25 protein-coding genes are annotated in these 24,039 nt (G+C 37.9%); 2 read left to right on the top strand and 23 right to left on the bottom strand.

All coding sequences use genetic code 11. From position 1 onward, the window contains the following. Positions 1-67: 67 nt before the first annotated feature. On the bottom strand, positions 68-6,052 hold the full coding sequence (locus BK579_RS03445; protein ID WP_078543540.1) for an Ig-like domain repeat protein: 5,985 nt from the start codon (positions 6,050-6,052) through the stop codon (positions 68-70). 203 nt (positions 6,053-6,255) lie between these two features. Between BK579_RS03445 and BK579_RS03440 the strand changes: the two genes are divergently transcribed. Next, positions 6,256-7,607, top strand: a protein-coding gene (locus BK579_RS03440) for an IS3 family transposase (RefSeq protein WP_139365034.1) whose coding sequence is annotated in 2 segments (ribosomal slippage) — positions 6,256-6,715 and positions 6,715-7,607 — 1,353 coding nt in all. Because the reading frame shifts where the segments join, the coding sequence is not laid out codon by codon here. Positions 7,608-7,943: 336 nt separating this feature from the next. Here BK579_RS03440 and BK579_RS03435 read toward each other — a convergent pair. The 6 genes from BK579_RS03435 to BK579_RS03420 all read right to left on the bottom strand — a co-directional run bounded on the left by BK579_RS03435 (position 7,944) and on the right by BK579_RS03420 (position 10,672). Beyond that, positions 7,944-8,174 (bottom strand): NUDIX domain-containing protein, encoded by a 231-nt coding sequence (locus BK579_RS03435; protein WP_078543539.1) that lies wholly within the window; start codon positions 8,172-8,174, stop codon positions 7,944-7,946. A gap of 3 nt (positions 8,175-8,177) precedes the next feature. Beyond that, positions 8,178-8,318: an NUDIX hydrolase gene (locus BK579_RS25415; RefSeq protein ID WP_169891049.1), complete on the bottom strand. Its 141-nt coding sequence runs from the start codon at positions 8,316-8,318 to the stop codon at positions 8,178-8,180. A gap of 284 nt (positions 8,319-8,602) precedes the next feature. After that, the gene (locus BK579_RS03430) at positions 8,603-9,196 is read right to left on the bottom strand and encodes a lecithin retinol acyltransferase family protein (protein ID WP_078543538.1); all 594 of its coding nucleotides are present in this window, start codon (positions 9,194-9,196) and stop codon (positions 8,603-8,605) included. Positions 9,197-9,316: 120 nt separating this feature from the next. Then, the gene (locus BK579_RS25410) at positions 9,317-9,472 is read right to left on the bottom strand and encodes a hypothetical protein (protein ID WP_169891048.1); all 156 of its coding nucleotides are present in this window, start codon (positions 9,470-9,472) and stop codon (positions 9,317-9,319) included. Between the two features lie 118 nt (positions 9,473-9,590). Beyond that, a complete protein-coding gene (locus BK579_RS03425; RefSeq protein WP_078543537.1) occupies positions 9,591-10,019 on the bottom strand; it encodes a hypothetical protein in 429 nt (142 codons plus the stop codon). A gap of 110 nt (positions 10,020-10,129) precedes the next feature. After that, a complete protein-coding gene (locus BK579_RS03420; RefSeq protein ID WP_078543536.1) occupies positions 10,130-10,672 on the bottom strand; it encodes a CBO0543 family protein in 543 nt (180 codons plus the stop codon). Between the two features lie 435 nt (positions 10,673-11,107). Between BK579_RS03420 and BK579_RS03415 the strand changes: the two genes are divergently transcribed. Then, a complete protein-coding gene (locus tag BK579_RS03415) occupies positions 11,108-11,458 on the top strand; it encodes a DUF805 domain-containing protein (RefSeq protein ID WP_078543535.1) in 351 nt (116 codons plus the stop codon). A 362-nt stretch (positions 11,459-11,820) separates the two neighbouring features. Here BK579_RS03415 and BK579_RS03410 read toward each other — a convergent pair whose 3' ends face one another. From BK579_RS03410 to BK579_RS03340, 16 genes are all read right to left on the bottom strand, one after another. Continuing rightward, complete coding sequence (locus tag BK579_RS03410; RefSeq protein ID WP_078543534.1) at positions 11,821-12,162, bottom strand: hypothetical protein; 342 nt, start codon at positions 12,160-12,162, stop codon at positions 11,821-11,823. Between the two features lie 210 nt (positions 12,163-12,372). After that, complete coding sequence (locus tag BK579_RS03405) at positions 12,373-12,591, bottom strand: DUF2922 domain-containing protein (protein ID WP_078543533.1); 219 nt, start codon at positions 12,589-12,591, stop codon at positions 12,373-12,375. A gap of 41 nt (positions 12,592-12,632) precedes the next feature. Next, positions 12,633-12,848, bottom strand: coding sequence for a DUF1659 domain-containing protein (locus BK579_RS03400; protein ID WP_078543532.1), 216 nt, complete (start codon positions 12,846-12,848; stop codon positions 12,633-12,635). Between the two features lie 181 nt (positions 12,849-13,029). Beyond that, positions 13,030-13,653 (bottom strand): hypothetical protein, encoded by a 624-nt coding sequence (locus BK579_RS03395; protein ID WP_078543531.1) that lies wholly within the window; start codon positions 13,651-13,653, stop codon positions 13,030-13,032. 13 nt (positions 13,654-13,666) lie between these two features. Then, complete coding sequence (locus BK579_RS03390; RefSeq protein WP_078543530.1) at positions 13,667-14,167, bottom strand: hypothetical protein; 501 nt, start codon at positions 14,165-14,167, stop codon at positions 13,667-13,669. Positions 14,168-14,190: 23 nt separating this feature from the next. Further along, entirely contained in the window at positions 14,191-14,451 is a 261-nt protein-coding gene (locus BK579_RS03385) for a hypothetical protein (protein ID WP_078543529.1), read from the bottom strand. Between the two features lie 214 nt (positions 14,452-14,665). Further along, on the bottom strand, positions 14,666-14,935 hold the full coding sequence (locus BK579_RS03380; RefSeq protein ID WP_078543528.1) for a hypothetical protein: 270 nt from the start codon (positions 14,933-14,935) through the stop codon (positions 14,666-14,668). A gap of 195 nt (positions 14,936-15,130) precedes the next feature. Beyond that, on the bottom strand, positions 15,131-15,265 hold the full coding sequence (locus tag BK579_RS26660) for a hypothetical protein (RefSeq protein WP_268876450.1): 135 nt from the start codon (positions 15,263-15,265) through the stop codon (positions 15,131-15,133). Between the two features lie 162 nt (positions 15,266-15,427). Continuing rightward, positions 15,428-16,779, bottom strand: a protein-coding gene (locus tag BK579_RS03375; RefSeq protein WP_139365034.1) for an IS3 family transposase whose coding sequence is annotated in 2 segments (ribosomal slippage) — positions 15,428-16,320 and positions 16,320-16,779 — 1,353 coding nt in all. Because the reading frame shifts where the segments join, the coding sequence is not laid out codon by codon here. A 206-nt stretch (positions 16,780-16,985) separates the two neighbouring features. Next, positions 16,986-18,842 carry a zinc ribbon domain-containing protein gene (locus BK579_RS03370; RefSeq protein WP_078543527.1) on the bottom strand — a complete coding sequence of 619 codons (1,857 nt, stop codon included), beginning with the start codon at positions 18,840-18,842 and terminating at the stop codon, positions 16,986-16,988. Between the two features lie 74 nt (positions 18,843-18,916). After that, positions 18,917-20,416 carry a zinc ribbon domain-containing protein gene (locus BK579_RS03365; protein WP_078543526.1) on the bottom strand — a complete coding sequence of 500 codons (1,500 nt, stop codon included), beginning with the start codon at positions 20,414-20,416 and terminating at the stop codon, positions 18,917-18,919. Between the two features lie 30 nt (positions 20,417-20,446). Then, positions 20,447-20,947, bottom strand: a complete 501-nt coding sequence (locus BK579_RS03360; RefSeq protein ID WP_169891047.1) for a zinc ribbon domain-containing protein — start codon at positions 20,945-20,947, stop codon at positions 20,447-20,449. Between the two features lie 314 nt (positions 20,948-21,261). Further along, positions 21,262-21,480 carry a DUF2922 domain-containing protein gene (locus BK579_RS03355; RefSeq protein ID WP_078543524.1) on the bottom strand — a complete coding sequence of 73 codons (219 nt, stop codon included), beginning with the start codon at positions 21,478-21,480 and terminating at the stop codon, positions 21,262-21,264. Between the two features lie 100 nt (positions 21,481-21,580). Then, on the bottom strand, positions 21,581-21,736 hold the full coding sequence (locus tag BK579_RS03350; protein ID WP_078543523.1) for a DUF1659 domain-containing protein: 156 nt from the start codon (positions 21,734-21,736) through the stop codon (positions 21,581-21,583). 336 nt (positions 21,737-22,072) lie between these two features. After that, positions 22,073-22,198, bottom strand: a complete 126-nt coding sequence (locus BK579_RS26655) for a diguanylate cyclase domain-containing protein (protein ID WP_078543522.1) — start codon at positions 22,196-22,198, stop codon at positions 22,073-22,075. A 132-nt stretch (positions 22,199-22,330) separates the two neighbouring features. Beyond that, positions 22,331-24,019, bottom strand: coding sequence for a phospholipase D-like domain-containing protein (locus BK579_RS03340; protein WP_078543521.1), 1,689 nt, complete (start codon positions 24,017-24,019; stop codon positions 22,331-22,333). Positions 24,020-24,039: the final 20 nt, after the last annotated feature.

Genomic DNA, 24,039 nt, shown 5'->3' with positions numbered 1-24,039 from the left:
TTATATACTTTCTTACCTTGTAAAAACGAAAGAGTCACTGACCATGTCAGCAACTCTTCCTTTTGGTTTACTTATTATTAATCGCTTCTTTAATAGCCGTAGGTACTCCTGTTGTTGCTAATAATAACGCATATGCATTTTCGGCTTCAGTAATGTTACCATTTGCATAGTTTTCATTAGCCTCTTGATAAAGTGCTTCAGCTACTCTGTTCATTAATTCTTGAGCTTGGCTATCTCCCTCTTCAATTGCCTTACCCGCAAAGTATACGGCATTATAGTAGTTTCCTACTGACTCATACCATACTGCTTCAGCAAAGCTTGGTGAAGTGATATCTCCAGCTCCTAACTTACTTGCTGCTGCTTGTTGAATCTCAGAGGGTACACCGTAAGTGTTTGCCAATAACTCAAACGCATTTAAGTCATTCTTCAGTTCTGCTTCTGCAAATAAAAGTTCAGCGACTCTTGCCATTAATATCGTTGCGCGAGTATCGCCATCTTTTAATGCTTGTCCAGCAAAATAGACGGCATTATAGTAACTTCCTTCTGACTCATACCATACTGCTTCACCATAGCTTGGAGAAGTGACAACTCCAATTCCTAACTGGGCTTGTGCCGCTTGTTGAATGTCTGCTGGCACACCGTTAGTTGATGCTAATAATTCAAACGCATTTTGATCGCTCTTTACTTCCGCTTCAGCGTATAAAAGCTTTGCTACTCTTGCCATTAAATCTGTTGCACGAGTATCGCCATCTTCTATTGCTTTTCCAGCAAAATAGACTGCGTTATAATAGCTTCCTACTGATTCATACCATGCTGCTTCATCATAGTTTGGAGACGCTACAACTCCAATTCCTAGCTTACCAGCTGCTGCTTCTTGAATATCAATAGGCACACCGTACGTGTTCACTAGTAATTCAAACGCATTTAAATCGTTTGTTTTTTCTGCTTCAGCGAATAAAAGTTGAGCCACTCTTGCCATTAATTCTGTTGCACGAGTATCGCCATCTTCTAATGCTTTTCCTGCAAAATAAACTGCATTATAGTAGCTTCCTACTGACTCATACCATACTGCTTCATCATAGCTAGCTGAAGTAATAGGATTTAACTTATTTGCCGCTGCTTGTTGAATATCTGCAGGTACACCATAAGTCGTTGCTAGTAATTCAAACGCATTGAAATCATCTTTGATCTCTGCTTCATTGAATAAAAGCTCAGCTACTCTTGCCATTAACTCCTCTGCACGAGTATCTCCATCTTCTAATGCTTTTCCTGCATAGTATACTGCATTATAGTAGCTTCCTGCTGACTCATACCATACCGCTTCATCATAGCTAGCTGAAGTAATAGGGTTTAACTTCCCTGCTGCAGCTTCTTGAATATCAATTGGTACACCATAGGTGCTCACTAGTAATTCAAACGCATTTAGATCATTTGTTTTCTCAGCTTCAGCGAATAAAAGTTCAGCCACTCTTAGCATTAATTCCTCTGCACGAGTATCGCCTGCTTCTAATGCTTTTCCTGCATAGTATACTGCATTATAGTAGCTTCCTACTGACTCATAATATGCTGCTTCGTCAAAGTAAGGACTTGTAATCACATCACCCTTAGCTTCTAACGTAAAGCTAGCAGAAACACCATCTGTTATGATTAATTCTCTAAAGAAATCATGGTTAAACACATACACAAAGTGTAGATTCCAAGTTCCTTTTGGAAGATAATTCGGAACATGGTCTGTTCCAACAAACATTCCTAGTGCTTCATCAAACTCTAAAACAACCTCAAAAAACTCGTCGGACGTTGAATGAGTGAATACTGCCCCAATGCGATCAAGTCCAGCGCCATTTTCAACACCTAGCTTGACCGTAACCTCTTCACCATAGGTTGCGCTATTTGGAGTCACTTCTGCACTTGTTACAGTTGGATCTACCACATTTGGATTGTCTACAACATACGTCACACCACCAAATGTTTTTGCCACTTCATCACCCATCATGTATTTCCAATTACCTGCATAATCGACGAATCCAATGTGATCTAGTGTATATGTTCCATTGTAATGAATCGGAAGTACTGTATAGCTTCCTTTCCATATACCAGTTGACTCATCGTAAACAAATGGAATGGTACGATAATCAATCATATCTCCTGCTTCATTTAAGTTCATAAACCCTGCAAATACTTCTTGAACACCTGATTTATCATCAACCACTACTGCTTCAATCACGACCTCATCACCTACTTGAACATTCGGTGTTTTAATCACAAAGCTTTCAATTGTGGCTGCGATCGTGTCTTCATTCGTATTAACAACTGAATAAGAAACATTCGGTAATTGCTCTTCGTATAAGTATCCTGTGTTACCAAGTACGTCTGCTAACCATACATCGGTTAAGATCCATTCTTCTTGACGATCAAACTCACCAACTGTATACGAATATTCCCACTTACCTGTCGTATCATTGTACTGTAAATAATAGTACTTATAATCATCCGAATTTTGACCACGGAATGTTACTTCAACCATCTCTACACCTGTTTTATCAGTTACATCAGCTGAAATGGTAACCACATCACCGACCACAGCTTCAGTCACATTTACTCCAATATGTTCAAGTGTTGGTGAAAGGAAGTCTCCATCTGGATTATTGACAATAACAGTCGCTGATGGATCAGCAACATATTGGAAGCTATAATTACCTGCTGCATCTTCAGCATGAATAGACTCAAGTAACCAAGTTCCATGTACGTCATTTTCTCTTACTATATGGGTTCCAACCCATACATCTCTGGATTCATCATATTCAAACTCAATATAGTTCCAGAAATAGTCACCATTATACTCAATAGCAAATCCTGCAACAACAAACGTAACCGCAGATTGAGTATCTGTTACTTTGGCTTCGATGATGATTTCTTCACCAACAGACACCTCTGGAGTGATAATGTTCACACTTTCGATGACAGGCTCTGTAAAGTCACCATCTGGATTTACGACAGTATATGAAACGCTCGGTAATTCTTCTTGACCATACCAAACTGTATTTCCTGCATGATCAGTTACCCATACATACGAAAGTGTCCACGTACCTGGGCGATGGTTACTCTCAACGATATAACTTCCAACCCATTGGTTTGTTTCACTATCATATTCAAACCAAACCGTTTGATAATCATCATTTTCATTATAAAATTCTGCCTCAAGATAAGAGACACCTGATTGCTCATCAGTTGCTTGTGCTGTAATGATGACTTCCTCACCTACAGCCACTTCTGATGTGACCACTTCAATATTTTCTAAAACTGGTGCGGTAAAATCGCCATCAGGGTTTACAACTGTGTATGAAAGGCTTGGTAATTCTTCTTGGTCATACCAACTGTAATTACCTGCTTCATCAGACACTGAGACATACGATAAAGTCCACGTGCCTGGGCGATGATTTGCTTCAACCACATAGCTTCCTACCCATACATTCGATTCAGAATCATAATCGAAACTAATCCAGTTATAGTCACCGTTTTCATGATAAAACTCGGCTTCAAGGTAGGATACACCCGATTGCTCATCAGTTGCTTGTGCTGTAATGATTACTTCCTCACCTACAGCTACTTCTGATGTGACCACTTCAATATGGTCTAAAACTGGTGCTGTAAAATCGCCATCCGGATTTACAACTGTATATGAAAGGCTTGGTAATTCTTCTTGTGAGTATGATTGATAATTACCCGCAACATCATATAACCATAGATATGATAAAGTCCATGTGCCTGGGCGGTGATTTTTCTCAACCACATAGCTTCCTACCCATTGATCTGCAGAAGCATCATACTCAAACGAGATCGTATTATACTCACCGTTTTCATGATTAATTTCAGCAATCACTTCAGAAACTCCGGAAGAATCGTCAGACACTTGTGCTGTAAATACCACTTTTTCTCCGACTGCCGCTTCTGGTGTAGTTAGTTCAATATTCTCTAAAACTGGTCCGTTAAAGTCGCCATCCGGATTAACCACTTCGTAAGAGATTACTGGTAATTCTTCACCACTATACGAGATGTGGTTACCTGCTTCATCAGTTAAAGCCACGTATGTTAGCGTCCAAGTTCCTGGAAGATGATTAGCTCCAACCACATAGCTTCCAACCCATTGATTTGTTTCACTATCATATTGGAAATCTACCCACTTACTATTTCCTGAGCCATTACTAAACTCTGCCTGTAAATATGAAGCTCCAGACAGATTATCAGAAACTTGTGCAGTGATAATAACTTCTTCACCTACTGTGACCTCAGGTGTCACTACTTCGACATTTTCTAGAACCGGTGGAGTAAAATCGCCGTCCGGATTGCTTACCACATAAGATATACTCGGTAATTCATCTCTACTATATGAATAGTAGTTCCCTGCTTCATCAGATAAAGAAACATAAGATAATGACCATGTTCCTGGTTGATGATTACTTTCAACCACATAGCTTCCAATCCATGAATTGGTTTCTGAATCATAGTTGAAATTAATCCATTTATAATTTCCGTTCACATCACTAAATTCTGCTTCTACATGATAAACACCAGAAAGATCATCAGATGCTTCTGCTTTAATGATGACTTCTTGTCCAACTGTTACCTCTCGTGTAACCACTTGAATATTTTCTAAAACTGGTGCGGTAAAATCACCATCTGGATTGACAACCGAATACGAAGCACTTGGTAAGTCAGATTCGTAATACCAATTGGTGTTCCCTGCTTCATCCGAGATCCACACATATGATAAAGTCCATGTACCAGGTTGATGATTACTTTCTACTACATAACTTCCAACCCATTTATTTTTTTCACTATCATATTGGAAGTCTATAAATCTGTAGTCTCCATTTTCATTCGTAAACTCAGCTTCTACGTATGAAACACCTGAAAGATCATCAGATACATCTGCTGTGATGATGACCTCTTCTCCAACAGCAACCTCTGGTGTAACAACTTCAATGTTTCCTAAGACTGGTGCGGTAAAATCCCCATCTGGATTAACAACTATATATGAAACATTCGGGAATTCATATTCGTCATACCAATTAGGGTTCCCTGCATGATCTGAGATCCACACATACCCTAAAGTCCATGTGCCAGGAGGGTGATTACTTTCGACTACATAACTACCAATCCATTGATCTGTTGCACTATCATATTGGAAGTCAATATATCTACTATCTCCATTTTCATTGTAAAACTCAGCTTCCACATAACTAACACCTGAAGAATCATCAGAAACTTGAGCAGCAATAACCACTTCCTCACCAACAGCTACCTCTGGTGTGACTACTTCAATCGTTTCTAAAACTGGTGCAGTATAATCGGGATTATCATTTACTATTGTAAAACTAACACTAGATGTAAGTTCACTTGTGATTTCATGCCATTGATCATAGTCAGATGTTACCCATATTTCCCCTATTGTCCACACTCCAGGTTCCATACTCCCAGACACATAAAAATCAGTAGCAAATTGACCTGTTGTTTCGTCATAATACAACTCAGCCCAATCATAAATTCCGGAAGGACTCACAAATCCTACTTCTCCTAAACTAATAAACTCAGGATTCGTAAAAGAAAAATTCACCCTAACACTTTCTCCTGGACTAGCTGTTTCTGTTACTACATCAACCGCCGTTAACTCAGGAATCTCACTCGTTGAAGCTACTGCGTCCTCCTCAACAGTCTCTTCAGATTCCTTAACAGGTGCTACTTCTTCTTGCTCTTCATTCGTAGCTTTCGTAGAGTCACTTCCCTCTACATCCTGTTTTTGTTCTGGTGCCTCAGCAGGAACTTCGTCAGTTTCCTCTACCTCTACAGTAGGTTTTGATACTGACTCCTTCGTTGACTCTTCCTGCTCTGTCTTCTCTGAATTACCAGCTACTTCAATGGCTTCTTCAGAATCGACAACTACTTCTGACTCACTTTTCACCTCTACACTTAAGGATGACCCACTACCCATCCCATAAGAGAGATTCGGAAAAAGCAAAAGAACAGCTAAAAGAATAGATACCATTCTTTTCAAACATACTCCCCCTTAAAAATATAAAACTAAATACCCTACTATAATAATACATTGCTGGACATATTTCCCTACTTTTCTGTGAATTAATGTAAAAAATTTTCAAAAAATGTAATTCCGAAGCAGTGGCGGGAAGCAGGGGGACGGTTCTGATGTGCACCCCAATTGTTAGACACAACAACTAACAATTGGAGGTGCACTTTTACATGAAGAAGAAATACCCTTTAGAAATAAAGATAGCTGCAGTAAATGAATATCTTGAAGGCGGAGAGTCTATTAGGCAGACAGCCCAAAAGTACAATGTTAATAAAACGATGTTACACAGATGGGTAGCGAAATTTCAAAATCATGGTATATCTGGCTTAGAGGAAACCTATACAAAATACTCATTTGAGTTTAAAATGGACGTACTTAATTATCTGAACGAGATGGGAGCGTCCATCGAAGAAGTTACTGCAGTATTTAATGTTTCTTCATCTGCCATAGTGTATAAGTGGAAGAATCTACTTGAAACACAGGGAATTGACGCTCTTAAAAAGAAGAAAAAGGAGCGTCCTTCACCCATGAAAAAGCAACCTAAGAATAATCAACCAGTAGAAGGAACTGAAGAAGCACTACGTGCTGAAATTGAACAACTTCGTATGGAGAATGCATATTTAAAAAAGCTACAAGCCTTAATTCAGGAAAAGAACTCACAGAAAAAGAAAAGGCACAGGTGATTTATGAATTAAGGCGTGAATTTAAGGTGATTGACTTGATAAAGTTCGCTGAAATGCCACGTAGCACGTATTATTATTGGGTAAAACAAATGGATAAACCAGATAAATATAGTGAAATGAAAGAGGTTATCCAACAGATCTTTGACGAACATCAAGGTCGATATGGCTATCGACGTATCACACTGGAATTACGTAATCGGGGTCATGTAATTAATCACAAAACAGTCCTTCGCTTAATGAATGAGATGGGTTTAAAATGCTTAGTTCGCATGAAAAAATACCGTTCATATCGTGGAAAAGTGGGTGAAGTCGCACCGAATATACTAGAGCGAGATTTCCAAGCTACGAAGCCAAATGAGAAGTGGGTTACAGATGTGACAGAATTCCATTTGTTTGGCGAGAAACTTTATCTTTCACCTATTCTGGACCTTTACAACGGTGAAATTATTGCTTATAACCTAGAGAAACGTCCAGTATACACACTTGTATCTAAAATGTTAGATACGGCCATACAACAATTAGACGACCATGATTGCCCTATCCTTCACTCTGATCAAGGCTGGCATTATCAGATGAAGAAGTTTCGACACACCTTACAGAAGAATGGAATTACCCAAAGTATGTCTCGCAAGGGCAATTGTTTAGATAATGCAGTAATGGAGAACTTTTTTGGATTATTAAAGAGCGAATTACTTTATTTAAGAGAATTTGAGAGTATGGATCATTTCAAACTAGAATTAGAGAAATATATTTACTATTATAATCACAAACGGATTAAGCAAAAATTAAAAGGTATGAGTCCGATTCAATATCGAACTCATACCCAGCAAGCTGCTTAATAGCTTGTGTCTAACATTTTGGGTTCAGTTCATTCTCGTGCTTCCATTTGGCGAATCTTGAAGTGACGGGACGGTTCTCGTGCTTCCATTTGGGTGAAGCAACGGGACCCATTTGGGGAATCTTGAAGCGACGGGACGGTTCTCGTGCTTCCTTATCGTGATTTATAGTGAAGTCGACCAACAGAAGCTTGAACCACCACCACAACAAGGGTCAGCAAGCAGAAATGCTTCTGCTTGCTGACCCTTGTTTTCTTTATAAATTTTTACTGCGATTTCCTGTACACTTTCAATATTTCACGCGATGTTTTTGTTATTTTATCAGGCAAAGCTTCTAAATCAAAAATATTGATAAGAGGCTATTTCTTGATGATCAACTTTCATTTCACCTTCATAGTGGTCCGCGGTAAACATCGCGATGACACTATATACCTGATCACCATTTGGGTATGTATGAAAAAATTCGGGTCCTGAAAATATATCAAAAAAGCGCAAATTCTTAACAGTTATATCTAACTCTTCCCGAAGCTCTCTCACTGCCGTATCTTCAAATGTTTCTCCAACCTCCATGTATCAACCAGGTATTCCCCAGTCGTTTGTATCCTTTCTATATAGAAGAAGTACCTTTTGACCATTAAATAGAAGTACACCGGCGGAATTTAAGATTAACGGCATAGGACCAACAAGATTTCTTAATTCCTTGATATATCCCATAAATATATACACCTCTATTACCATTCTTTATTAAAGGTATGGGCTATATACATCTTAAAGGCATAATATAAGTTTTTATATTACCCACTCAATTTTAAAAAGGTCCATTTCTTTATCTAGGGAATGGATCTCAATTTACCTATCCTAACTTCCACATTAAGCTCTACCAGACAAAAGCCATTCTGGTATAGCATTCTTTTGGATATTATAGTCCTTAGTTTCGTACTTCGGCTCACCAAACTATTTAATAAACCTATTCCTTGAAAGGCTTCGAGTTCGTAATTTTATATACTATCTGTTGTATTACTTCCACTCTTACACCAGTTGACAAAGTGCTCACAGTTGTTGAAGACTAGGTTATAATTACTTTCTCCTAGCCTGGAAAAAGCTCTATTAATGATCGTTTCAATAGGGTAAATTGTAACACTGTTTACAATAGATACCTCACCAACTTTTTGAAAGGAGTCTAGTGAATCCACTTTCACTTCTCCATCTTGATAATGAATGACCTCATCATTACCAATATATAAACCCTGATGGGTGTAAAGACCCAAGCGTGTTACCTTTAAATGGTCTCCTCTTTTGTATGTAGACTCTCCTGGATTGATTAATGAATGTGTATCCTTCAATAACTTTCTCATATCAGGAACTGTTGTCATTGGCCCTGGAAATGGTTTTGCTTTGATTACATTTCCAATCGCTTGAGCAATTCTATCAGTTTTTTCAACTGCATCCCCAAGCGTTGGATTATGCTCTTTCACTAAGTCCTTCATATCATTTCTAAATTCCTTCCCTACCTGCCTTACATCAGAAACAAGTTCCTTATTAGCTTGATGCATGTCCTCAAAAAACCACTTTACATCTCTAAAAAAACTCATAAAACATCTCTGCCTCTCCATAAATTCTACAGTTCTATTTTATGGTATTTTTTGTATATTTAAAAGTATATTCACATAAAAAAGAGTGTCAATATACATGCCACTCTTACGTAAGATTTACTAAATTTGATATCTGTTAATATTCATTTCCTTGATTTTCTTTACATCATTATGAGTTTTCAAGCCCAAGATTAACATCACAATACTAAAAATAGATGATAAAATCGTACTTCCTATTAACAACCAAATGATTTTCTTAAATCCTTGTAAGACCATCTCGTCCACCTCATTATTTTAATAGAGGTAGTATCTACCAACTCTTTCATCTTTATTCTAGGTCCATTTCACTAAAAAAGAGCCAACGCCAAAACGTTGACTCTTCTTTAACCTATTGTTAGTGCTGACGGCTATCCTGAAATGCGAGTGCCGCAGCTTGGGCTTGTTGAAATTTCTGTTGCGCCATTTGAACATCTGTTTGTTCTTTTCGCAGTTGTTTTTGTGCTTGTTGAAGATGTTGAGTCTCAGTTTGAACCTGTTGTTGTGCTTGAAGAAGCTGCTTACTTTCGATTTGAAGCTGTTGAAATGCATTTGATACATCTTGCTGTAATTTTTGCAATTTCTGCTGTTCTTGTTGTTGGATACTTTGATTATTCTGCGTTGGTTTGTAATTCATGGGCTGTGTTTGCTCAAGAATTTCTTCAATCGCATGTTCAGTCGCAAACTCAAACATTCCTGTTTGCGCAAGATCCACGGCTTTTTGTGTGCCAAGAACAGATTCAGCTACCTCTGGTAATAACAGTTGACGTTCTGGTTGTTGTGTCATCTGATAAGCCTCCTCACTTAGATTAAAAGGACTCGATTATAGAATGCTCACCAACACCTTTTACTATGCTATAACTTACTGGAAGTTGGGTAAACTACAGTAAATCAGCTTTAAAGCTTTTCATATTGTTGCCTTGACGTTAACCAATGGGCAATCAGATAGATGATAAAATAAATCGGTAATGAATAATATATTTTCCAGTGAATCGGTTTATATAAATCAAGCCAAACAATCCCCGGTTCCCCGATAACAGAAGACAAAGCCGCAAAAATGATTCCTTTTACCACAGGAGAACTTCTTGGTTTAACCTGAATAAGAATCATGATGGTAACAGGCATTAATGCCAAATCATATGGCAAATAAGCAGGCATAAAGGGTGTGACCTCATATCGATACGACCACAAGCCCAACTGAACTCCCATCGAATCAAGCACTAAGGAAATTAACATCACGAAAAATCCAGCGGTTAGCAGGCGATACCTACTTTCTTTCTTATGTACCACCCACCAACTCACCCATGCTAGTACAGAAATAGCAACACCAAACCACCACCGCCACGAAAACACAACCTCATCTTTCCAAATAACAATAACCTTCTCAACCAACTCCGTATTTTGCCTTGCCAACGCATCCATTTTTTCAAAAGTACTCAAAACACCATCGTCCCTTAATTTTTTCTTAGTATTACTCACTTTAACGTAAAAATACTCGGGAGCAGGGGGACGGTTCTCGTGCTTCCGTTTGCCTCTGCGGAGCGCTGGGACGGTTCTCGTGCTTCTTTTTCTCAAGAAACCCCTACTTACCAAGCATTCGCCCAAATTTGAATTTAGTGAATCTTTTTCGATCCCTAACACGTACTACATAGAAGAACACCACTTTATTAAGAAGTGAGGTGCTTACATGTTTATTAAGATCTTCCACAAGTTAGATTCAAAAGCGCAACTAGCCGTTCTAACTGGCACTATTGTTTTATTAACAGTCGGGACGCCAAAGCTCTGGTCTTAAACTTTATTTTTCCCGCTTCGTGATGTTTCAATCTGCATACTTGGGTTATTAAGTATATAGAAATAGGTATTAGAGGTGATAATATGCAATGGTATGTTAAGGTTATACAAAATTATGTGAATTTTGACGGAAGAGCAAGGCGAATGGAATATTGGATGTTCTACTTGATGAATTTCCTCATCTCGCTTGGTCTCGTCATGATTGAAGGTATTATGGGGTTACCTGGGATATTTACCGGACTATATTCGCTATTCATCCTGTTACCTTCGATAGCAGTTACCGTTCGAAGGCTGCATGACACAGGCAAAAGCGGCTGGTGGTTCTTCATAAGCTTCATCCCAATTATTGGGGCGATTATCTTGTTGATCTTCATGATTATTGAAGGTGAACATGGATACAATAACTATGGACATGATCCGAAAGAGGAAGCATAGGTGTGGTTCGAGCTTCAATCTGATTGAAATAGCTAAGTACCTGTAGGCCTGTTGGCCCACTGGAGGAGTAAAGGTCCATTTCTCAGTTACAGGAATGGACCTCAAACAATACCCGAATATATCTAAGGTGATGTTGCATCTAGTATTTATATATATTTTTCAATCACACTAATGCAGACTTTACACCAACGCATAACAAAAAGAGTCCTAAAGACACTCTTAAACTAATTCATCTTGTTTTCGATATCAACTCGACCTAGACGAATTAAATTTAAGTATACTTCGTTACCACTTTATTCCACCTATAATTACTCTTCGATCTTAGAAATAGAAGACCAATTTAAAGCCTTTTCCTACACTTCTTATTTATAAACAATAAATTTTTTATACTCACAGGTTTCCGCTTCAAATTGCTCCTCTTTTCTAAAGGCGGGAAGCATCATCATTAGACCAAGAACGTATCGCTCGACCTTTGGATTTTTAACAAAATGTTGTCTAACCCTCCCTTTCTCATTCAGAACTTCTAAAGCTTTTTCGAAATGTTTCTTCTCAAGTTCTATAGACTTTCCTTTAGTTAGCATTAGCTTTATTGAGTTTGGATTCACTTCTACTACCTTGGCGGTGGCCTTTTCTTTTAAGGTAGTAATCGATTCACTTTTTTCTGCTAAATTTACTGCCTCTTCCCATAGTTGTTCAATTTTCATCACTTCAACTCCCCTAGAAGTATTTGTTACTAAAAGTATAGGAATAATAATTTGACTGAACAACTGTTTTTTAGCAAAATAACTATCTTTTTAATCAAAGACCAATTTATAGCTATTTGGGAGCATGGGGACGGTTCTTACGCTTCCTTATTCCACTTAACAAAATAAAGGTGAAGTCCCTTTCTTAAATAGAAAGGGACTTTCAGCTAATTAGCCTATAATAACATCTTCTACATTACGCTCAATCACTCGAGCACCCAACTTCCCAACAAGGTCGCCACCAGACGTAATAAACACATTAGCAGCAACAATCGCGTCCATCGCAGCCGCCAAAGCAACTACATCAACCGGCTCAATTGGGTTATCAATTGACATCTTGGCTGTCTTACCATCTACCGTACTAAAGCTCATTTCCAACGTTTTAGCCATTCTCTCTCCTCCTTTCTTAGATTATTAAGTTCACCTACTCATTAAAAAATGTCGTTCGTGTCAAATCGACGAATTCCCGCATTCTTTAAACTTTGAAGCCCTAAAAGAGCATTCGCTGTTGCAAATAGCGCGTCAGGTGTTGCACTCGTTTTGATGTTGTTATAGTTCTTTGATTTGTACTTCATTTCACCAAATTGATCGACACCCGCTTCAAAAATTAAACGTAATGACGTACCTGTGATAACTTGTGTTGCCATGTGTTTCACCTCCCTTCACACTAGTTATAGAGGGAAGATGGGAAAAAGGGACAAGAGTAACTAACTCTTTTTGGGGGAGCAAGGGGACGGTTCTCGCGCTTCCATTTCACTATTAGCTCTAGTCCATGGGACAGCAAAAAAAAGAGCACCCATCTATTTTCAGATGAATACTCTTGCGACTTTATACGATACTATGTATAGTTTCTTTAAAATACGCATATAAGACTTTGGGGCTGATTCGATATGCAGGGTGATAAAAGTCAATGAACGTGGTATTTAACGCCTTACCGTAATTTGTTCCGGCTGGAGATACCTGGTTTTGCAAAGCTAATAATTCAGCCACAATCGAATAAGTTCCACCACAAATAACAAGATCAGGCTTCATAATCTCAATTTCTTGCGTCCATAAATCTAGCTGCTCTTTCGCATGTGTCATTATGTCTTCCATATTACTTTCACCAGTGCCACCCGATTTTTTGAGATTGGTCGTGGCTATAGAGCTTAAACCTTCAGCAAAATTTTGTGAAGCCTCGACATAATATGGCCAGTTATGTTGCAAACCATAATTCCATTCTCCAGCCCTTTTCCACACAGGGAAGTTCCTTTTTAACTGTATTTGGTCTTGTATTAGATCAACTAGTGACCAATTTTCGGTCTGATAAGGGTCATTTACTTCTTTTAATAACATAAGAACTTTAACCTTGCTAGAATGATACTTCTCCTCATCCACAACGCCACCTGATACAAAATGATCAGAAGTAGTCCACTTGCTATATAAATCTGCTAGTTTCTCATTTATACTCATATAACTTTCACCTCTATTTATACCGGTAGTAATCATACTCCACATCATACAACTTCGACGTCCATCGGAATCCTGAAACCTCAGGAAGCAAGCTACAGTGATCTCCCCAATTCAAAATATGAACATTCTGCAACTCAGCATCAGGCAATCTAGCAATGCTCTTTGAGTTGTAGGCAGGCTTATGAACATTAATCAACATACGTTCAGCCAAGTCTATCTCTTCAGACCAAACGATTTCCTCAGGTGTATTCGAGCCAATTAGACGACCTACATAGATTTTAATAGAGCTGGAATCATTCGTATCATCCCAAGCCTCTTGGGACACTCTCTTCCCGATTGTTTGTCTATCTGCTTTGCCGATATAGAGCAGCACATTACTCCCATAAACAGGATGTCTACCATAGATTTGATATAAGCCATAATCAATTTCTGAATCCTTGATCTGGGCTATTTCGCTCAATAAGTACGGTCCTTTCCACTCGATTTCTATTAATCTTGTTGTCTCTGTGTGCATATGTATCCCTCTTTTTTTGTTAATTAACCCTTAAATCTAGTCATAAATTCATTCCCGAACTCTCGTGTATTTAATTTGATGCGGTGGTTCGGTTCATAATCTATGTGTAAAGAAAACTCTTGATTTAGACGTTTCAGCTCCCTATACATATTGGGAACAGGAACTTCAACTCCATCAGTTACTTGATTGATCACTAACTTCGGCATCGCATTTCCATCACGAAATTGATACAAGAGATACTTTCCCTTACTTGAATTCACTTCTACCTTGTTTAATAGCTGCATGAAAGATTCCTCCTTGACGAAGCATGGGGACGCATGGGGAAGGTTCTCGTGCTTCTTTTTCTAATTTGATAATTTGTAAGCTCCACCACGCGAAGCATCTAGCTCCCCTATCTGACACACCACCTGAGGCGTAAAACAACCATTTCATTGAAGCACAACGGATGGGTTCCTTTATCCCATGAACAACATCATCGTGTAAATGATAGTCTCATAGCTATCTCTCGTTTATGGCTTCTAGGATTTGTTCCCTTAATTTGTCAGTTCTCTTCTCACTTTTTAATATTTTCTCAACTTTCGCCCATCCAACGATGTACCGCAAATGTTCATCAGCCTCTAACAATTCTTCATTCTTTGAATAGATTTGTTTAAACCACTCTGCCCCTTTTAGCATTTCCATGTTACGGTTAACTTTTTCATCATTTGGTTTACCACGAAGGAACATAACCATTGACATACCTACATTTGTAAATATCTCAAGGATCATTAATACACCTCATTTACTAGGAAACATTTATGTTTTCATATTACCATAAAGAGGAAATTAATCCCGTATTTTTTTAAATAGTAACAATCTCTATTAAAATAGCTTTTCACATAGCAGAGTTACTTCTTGGATAGAATGGGAAACAAAAAAGAGGTACGTTACTTTAATTTATTTTTCAATAAAAGAACGGCTTTGTTAAAATAAAGAGGGGTATTTAATTTGATATAACGTAGGTAATTTAGTTTGAAAGGTTGATATGATGATTGGTTTTTTTGTAGGACTTGCAGTTAATGCTGTTACACTTAAGCATGTAGATAAAATTACTGTCATACATATTTAAATTCAACACACGACTTAATTTGTCGCTCTTGTAGATGGATCAAATGCTCGTGTGGTTCCTGTGGCTGCAACTATCCCTATAAAACGAAGAGATATCGATAATGAAGCATGGGGACGGTTCTGAACTGAACCCAAAATGTTAGACACAAGCTATTAAGCAGCTTGCTGGGTATGAGTTCGATATTGAATCGGACTCATACCTTTTAATTTTTGCTTAATCCGTTTGTGATTATAATAGTAAATATATTTCTCTAATTCTAGTTTGAAATGATCCATACTCTCAAATTCTCTTAAATAAAGTAATTCGCTCTTTAATAATCCAAAAAAGTTCTCCATTACTGCATTATCTAAACAATTGCCCTTGCGAGACATACTTTGGGTAATTCCATTCTTCTGTAAGGTGTGTCGAAACTTCTTCATCTGATAATGCCAGCCTTGATCAGAGTGAAGGATAGGGCAATCATGGTCGTCTAATTGTTGTATGGCCGTATCTAACATTTTAGATACAAGTGTGTATACTGGACGTTTCTCTAGGTTATAAGCAATAATTTCACCGTTGTAAAGGTCCAGAATAGGTGAAAGATAAAGTTTCTCGCCAAACAAATGGAATTCTGTCACATCTGTAACCCACTTCTCATTTGGCTTCGTAGCTTGGAAATCTCGCTCTAGTATATTCGGTGCGACTTCACCCACTTTTCCACGATATGAACGGTATTTTTTCATGCGAACTAAGCATTTTAAACCCATCTCATTCATTAAGCGAAGGACTGTTTTGTGATTAATTACATGACCCCGATTACGTAATTCCAGTGTGATACGTCGATAGCCATATCGACCTTGATGTTCGTCAAAGATCTGTTGGATAACCTCTTTCATTTCACTATATTTATCTGGTTTATCCATTTGTTTTACCCAATAATAATACGTGCTACGTGGCATTTCAGCGAACTTTATCAAGTCAATCACCTTAAATTCACGCCTTAATTCATAAATCACCTGTGCCTTTTCTTTTTCTGTGAGTTCTTTTCCTGAATTAAGGCTTGTAGCTTTTTTAAATATGCATTCTCCATACGAAGTTGTTCAATTTCAGCACGTAGTGCTTCTTCAGTTCCTTCTACTGGTTGATTATTCTTAGGTTGCTTTTTCATGGGTGAAGGACGCTCCTTTTTCTTCTTTTTAAGAGCGTCAATTCCCTGTGTTTCAAGTAGATTCTTCCACTTATACACTATGGCAGATGAAGAAACATTAAATACTGCAGTAACTTCTTCGATGGACGCTCCCATCTCGTTCAGATAATTAAGTACGTCCATTTTAAACTCAAATGAGTATTTTGTATAGGTTTCCTCTAAGCCAGATATACCATGATTTTGAAATTTCGCTACCCATCTGTGTAACATCGTTTTATTAACATTGTACTTTTGGGCTGTCTGCCTGATAGACTCTCCGCCTTCAAGATATTCATTTACTGCAGCTATCTTTATTTCTAAAGGGTATTTCTTCTTCATGTAAAAGTGCACCTCCAATTGTTAGTTGTTGTGTCTAACAATTGGGGTGCACATCATTCTCACGCTTCCTGGCGCCACTTTCACCACCTGAACTTTGTTCAAAAAAGGTCCGTCTCCTCAAAAGGGAGCGGACCTCATTAATTATCCTAACACCACTCTTTTTTCAAAAAAAGAGCAACCATCAAAGATGATTACCCTCTCTATTCTTACAAATCTTCACTATCTACTTCGTTCGTCTCTACTAATTTATACATTTTAAAGCCATCTGACCCTGTCTTTACTTCATACGTAGATTCATAGGCCTTAAACTTCGTGCTTCCGTCTTCATAATGAATATAATATTCTTCATTCGTTGTTACCGTAAGGGTTTCGTCGTCCTTCTGGTCAACCATTGCTACCTCGACTAGAAGGAGGTCTTCGGTAATTCCTTTACTGTCCAGGTAATCAATGTAATCCTCAACTTCCTTAAGGTATGCGGACGAAGAAGGATCAATATAACCAGACACCATCGAGAAATCACGATTATTAATAGCAGCTACAGAGGTTGATATATAAGTGGTCATAAACGAGTCAATTCCCTCAGTATTCATTGCCGTTGTAAGCTCCTTATAAGCAGGAGACTCCTCAAACTTCTTTTTCAGCCCATCAGCATCAATATCAACCTGCGTCATTTCACCGTCATCAGAACCATACATACTTTCAATAGAATCAATTGACCAATTCTTCTTTCCTTCATCATACGTCATTTCATATAAAAATGAAGTTGCCTGATCCTCAGTTGCGATTGCTCCTTCATACTCATCATAATATGAACTTATCCAGTGCTCAAATACCTCTACAGTTGTGACCCACTTTCCGTCTCTTTCCTCAATGTAAAAAGTATTGTTATTCACTTTTAAATCAGATAAATAACCTGCAAAACTATAATGAAGTAATTCTTCAAATTCTGATTGAACATACTCTGATTGATTCTTTAGTGGACTTGCATCCTTTTGGTTAAATGCCTCTGACAATGCTAGAAGCGTGTCTTTTATCTGTGATGTCACGACTTCTTTTTGCTCGTCGGAAAGAGCTAGGTTAACCGTTAAATCATCATTATCAATTGAGACCTCAGCGCTTTTAAGCTTCCCAATTGGTGTGTCTTTTTCAATTTGAATGTTCATTGACCCATCTAAGAGAACTGGCCCGACTTCTACTTCTTTGTCGGAATTAAGCTTTAACCCTGTATCCTTGCCATTTACTAACACGGTAGCATCAGCTACATTTGAATACACATCTACATAATCAATATCAAGGGTTAAATCATATTCACTAGTATAATAGAGACTAACATCTACTTCTTTTTCTAACTCGACAAAGTCAGTTGATAGAACAGCCTTTACCTTATAATTTCCTGGTAAAAATGAACCAAGTGTCACGTATCCGTCTTCAATCACAGGTGATTTCACTTCTTCTCCATCGACGAAAAACGTTAAGTCATCATAATTCGTGTAGCCTGATATTGAAAGCGGTTGTACCACGAAGTCATAATTATCATAAATGAAAAACTTCTTCCCACGTTTTTCAAAGGTAATTAACTGCTGCCCCAAGTAATCATATTCTCCACTAGCTTCCATTGAGCTGTTTAATGAAAAGCCACCCGCCTTTGCATTTTCGCGAAGCTGTGCAAGGATTTCCTCTTCTAAATAAGGGTCTTCCTTAATAAAGGCAATCAAGTCTTTCACATGGTCTTCAGTCATTGTGAGTGACTCATCTCCTGAATCTAGCATAGCAGTTAACTCTTTCACATCACCGTTTTCTAAATGCTCCGTAAACGATGCCATCAGCTTTGTTTTATCAGTTAAAGAATCCCCCACTTTATATAGAGCAAAGCCGATAATCAATATAGCTAGCACTCCACCAATGATTAACTTCTTTTTTAACGAAAAAGCACTCCATGAAGGAATTTGATTCTTATTTTCTCTCGTCTTTTTCACAGGTTGTTCTTCAAATTTATGCCCACATTCATTACAGAATGGAGTATCATCTACTTTTTTTGCGCCACATGATGTACAAAATTTCATGCTTTTGTCTCCTTTCTTCACTCATCCATACATAAAAAGATGACCTCACCAAGTAACGTGGTGAGGGTATTTTTTTAAGCAGAATGAGACTGTCCATAGGTTTGAGGTGCTTGACGATTTGTGACCATTACTGCACCATACGATACGACAAAAGCAAAGATGGTACTGATGATAAATGTACTAATCGTAGAAAAACCAAACGAAACCGTGAATGCATCATCAAAATTCGTTGTGACTGTTAATTTAGAAATCCAAACTAGTAGCACATTAACAATTCCGAACGCCACAGCATATGCGACAAGCTCATAAAGCAGATTTCCTTGTGTTGCCTTACGCAATTGTGTCCCTGCCCAGAAGTGTAGCCCAATTGGGATCAGCACTAATAACCAAAGAATTCCACTGATCTCACCAAACATTTCTTTAAATTCTGCTTCATCCTCAGACGCCTTAGCTCCACCTAGTAGTGAGTAGCTCGCTGTGATTTCTTCGTCATATGATACTGCATTAAGCGTTAAGCCGTTAAACTGACTGATACTCCACAAATATCCACCTACCTGAGAAGCAAGGATTGTATCTGCTGTGCCGTTATCTATCGTAATTTCTTCATTTGATTGTAAAAGAACAATTCCGGCAACGATTGAAATCGCAAGACCAATCACTGAAGTAACAATCGCACGTGTAATCGATAACCCATATTGGTAATTTATCAAACGTTGCTCTTTTGCTAGTCCAATTAATGAACCTACTGTAGTAAAAATAAAACTAATAATAACGGCATTAAAAATACTTTCAAAAAACGAATAATCAGCCGATGCTGTAATTTCTCCAACAAACCCCGTTGGGTCTTCAAATTTCGTTGATACTCCTGCAAATAAACTAATCACACCAACAATGACCCCATAAACAATCGCAAATGAAAGACTACGAGTTAATCGTTCAACCATCGTGCTGTCAATGCATTTACGTTGCATAAAATAGCCGATTAAAATAAAAATAATCGCAGGTATTAACAATAGTAAAAACAGTCCACTTGATGTTTTTAACTGTGCTTCAAAAAAGCCTGTCTCAACCGTGTAATCCAAGCTCGCCATATGATTTAACATAAACACATCTGTCATAGAGATTAGTTTAAGTCCCTCAGCTAAAGGCCCAAGATCTCCACTAAACGTTTCTTGCAGGACACTATTTGCCGATGAACTAGTAATCCATGAAATAATGAATAATGTAACAATAGCAATTCCTATATATTTAAGAGAATGAATTAGATGATTGCGATCTGTTAAAGTTGCTAGGAACCCTTCACTACTTTGGGCACTTGGGGTAAATAGACGTGTAGATGTTGCCGTCAAAGACACTTTTTCTGTTTCTACCTTTTCGGTCACTTTTTCAAATGCAGTTCCACATGATGAACAATAATTTCCTACTAGCCCACTTTCATGACTACAATTCTTACAAAATCTCATTTCTTCACGAACTAATTGTACTCTCTCACTTACTTGTGTTAATGCAACCCCATCATTACTACAATAAAGGGCGCCTTCTGGGTTTTTCGTTCCACAATGGTTACAAAACAAACTGTTCTACCTCCTTTTCTATTATGATGCTTAACCTACTACCTTCGTTCCGCAACAAGGACAGAAATTAGCATCATGCGGAATCGACTCTTCACATTTCACACAAGGCTCACCTTCAACCGATAAAACCGTTGCTGCTGCTTCAACCTTCGCTCCACAACCACCACAAAACTTTGCATCATTACTATTAACTGTTTGACAAGAAGGACATGTAATTCCACCTTGGTTGTCACTAGTAGAATTTAATTCTGCTACCTTTTTTCTAGATTGATAGATATTATGATCAAAGCCTACCAACTTCTCTGTTAATTCAACAAGCTCAGGATCAGTGATTTCACCTTGACGAATTTTATTGTAGGTAGCTTGACCTACTTCAAGTAAGACCTTAGCCTTCTTCCCAGAAACTTCGTTGATTTCCTTCTTCAGACGATTAATCTCCTGAACAAGCTGTAACTTCTGCTTTCCTTGCTCAATTCCACCTTGAAACTTTGAAAGACCTTCTCCTAATTTTGATTGTAGATTATTAGACAAATATCTCAGCTCCCTTTTTTTATCTATGAAAAAATGTAAAAATAATGAAAAAATTTCACTGGTCACAAATTCCCACAAAATCCTTTTTTAATTCTACCTACTTCTCGCCTGTAAGTAAATGGATTCAGTTCAATTGACCTAATTTATTTTCTGAAATATCCCTTTGGGTGGTGCTACTGTCACCACCCGGGGAGCAGGGGGACGGTTCTCGCGCTTCTCGGGGGAGCGTCGGGACGGTTCTCATGCTTCCTTTTCCATTTAAACTCAAATAGATAGAGGCCCCTTTCTCAGATAGAAAGGGACCTCTTAATTTATTAACCTAAAACCACATCTGCCACATTCCGCTCAATCACTCGAGCGCCAACTCTCCCAGCAAAATCACCACCAGCTGTGTAAAACACATTTGCCGCAACAATCGCATCCATCGCAGCAGCAACAGCTACTGGATCAACGGGTTCAATCGGGTTATCAATCGAAACCTTCGCTGTCTTCCCATCCACAGTACTAAAGCTCATTTCTAACGTTTTAGCCATTTTCTCTCCTCCTTTCTTAGATTATTGAAATCACTTACCCATTAAAAAATGTCGTTCGTGTCAAATCGACGAATCCCTGCATTCTTTAAGCTTTGAAGCCCTAAAAGAGCGTTCGCAGTTCAAAAAGCGCGTCAGGTGTTGCACTCGTTTTGATGTTGTTGTAGTTCTTTGATTTGTACTTCATTTCACCAAACTGATCCACACCCGCTTCAAGAATTAAACGTAATGACGTACCTGTAAGTACTTGTTCTGCCATGTGTTTCACCTCCCTTCACACTAGTTATAGAGGGAAGGGTGGAAAAAGGGGTATGAGGGCAAAAAAATAGCATCTAGTATATACCAGATGCTTTTGAAGCTATAACAGAATCATAGAGTATGCGAATGTATATGTGGTAATTGTTAGAGCTGCGAATGGAGGGGTTAACTTGGAAAAAAACCTAGTATTGCTAGAAGATGATGAAAGCCAAAAATAAGAGACATATTCCATTAAGGAAACTATACGTTCATTGGTTCTATATACTTTAAATCTCCGATTCTTTTCTGCTTTTCCTACGTCACCTCAAAAAAGAAGCACCAGAACCGTCCCGCTGCTTCAAAATACATGATAGGTGTTTTTGCCTTTTTCTTTGGCCTTGTACATTGCCAGGTCAGCATGCTTCATCAAGGTTTTGCTATCTTGATCATCCGGATAATACGAGATTCCACCACGCGAGCACAAACTTTCCTATCAAGGTCACACCATACGTGTAAAACACATCAGCCACAACAGTCGCATCATCGCAGCAGCAACAGCCACTGCAACAAGCGGCTCAATTGGGGGATCAATCATGCTACTTCCCAAGATGAGGTGCTACCTTTTTTCATTTATCCAATTTGAAATATTGCCATGCAAATCCGGATGTAATTTCTTTACCCTTTTCATTAGTTTTTTTAGCTTTTTCTCATCTTTTAAATTCGAATTCAAATAGCTAAGAACAATTGGTAACGTTGGAATTTCACCATTTTCTTCCACTATAAAAGAACATAGTTGATACAAATTCTCATCATTCATTTCCAAAAATGTTTCTTTGAGTAACGAATCCATTAATCCTACTTCTGTTTCTTTATAGGTGGATAAAAACATTAATTCATAGATGGATAATACTTTCTCTTCTAAACTCATAATGGAAAGCCTACTTTTTATCCTATTTATAAATAAGTTTTCTAGGTTTGTTAGCTCTTCTTGTACAATTTCTTTGTTACTTACCTTGGTTACTGACTCATTTCGAAGACTATAGTCCCCACGATAGGATAGCCAATTGAAGGAACCTAGGAAATGAACATAATCATCAACGACTACCTCTTTATTATGATGATTACCTATCCAATGGATATATATAGCTGGTTGTCCTTTTGAGTTCTTAATTCCTTTCAATGTATCAATTAAATGCTGAGGAGGAAGTCTATCCTCTTTATCCCTTTCCTTCGCAATACCCCATCCAATATAGATGACTCCATTTTTTTTGGCAATTCTTTTCAATTTGTTAATCATTTCATTATCCACAACTTTATCTGAAATCCAAGGACTAATGATTATTAACTTCTTATTTGTACTGTCAATGGCATTTAGAAATTCTTCGCGAATTTTATGCCCCCGTAAAATTTCAACCTCTTTTTTCATATTATTCTTATCTGTTTGATTTCGATTCTGAACAAGGACTTTTTTTACGTTTTCTTTATACGTCTTTCTTTCCACTTCTTCTTTAGTTATAACCATCTTTAAGTATTTATCTCGATCTTCTTCAGTCAGGATTTGTTGAATCTCATTCGAATAAGATTGTGTCTGAAAGTTCCATACCCTGCAAAAAACTTGTTGATCTACTGGATCAAAGCACCAGATTTCCCCGTAAAATGCAGCCTTATTATAATCAGGTGCTATAACTGGGGAAGATATTGATAAAATCTTTCTTCCCAGCTCTTGAGTCTCAAGTACCTTTCCTTGCTCACTGGCAATATCACTAATCTCTTTTGGCGTTGGCGCAATTGGGACTTCATGATGATCATATTCCTTAGAATATCTAAATTGCTCGGTAATTGTCGGATAAGTCGAAAGTGGTATCGCATAATCGTAATAGCTTTTAAAATAAGGGTCATAAAAGCAGTTAACAGTTTCAGGTAATGTATTAATTGGTAATAATCCCTCTTTATGCGCTTTTCCCCCTTTTTCAGTGAGCTTTAAATAGCCTTGCTCTCGATCGATAAGTTGTTTCGCCAACATATCATTCAAATAGGGAGAAATAAACATTGCATCCAATTGAAGGATTTCTTGTATGGTTTCTTCATTTCCGAATTCCTTAATGTTCTTTTCTAGGAGCCTTAAAATAAATTCCTCAATGATATTTAATTTACGAAATTGGCTCACGTATACATCTACGGAGGAATCATAAACTGGTAAGAACCATTCTTTTATTTCAAGTATCTCTAAACCAGGCATTTCAGATTGAATTTTTTCTGCAATTTTATCTGTCTTTTGTATGGGGTACTCCTCTAACCACAACATTGATTATCGCTTCCTCTATG

Origin of the sequence: Litchfieldia alkalitelluris (genome assembly GCF_002019645.1) — a bacterium.
GTDB lineage: Bacteria > Bacillota > Bacilli > Bacillales > Bacillaceae_L > Litchfieldia > Litchfieldia alkalitelluris.
The sequence above is the reverse complement of the archived record's forward strand: the minus strand, read 5'-3'. Positions and strand labels throughout refer to the sequence as shown.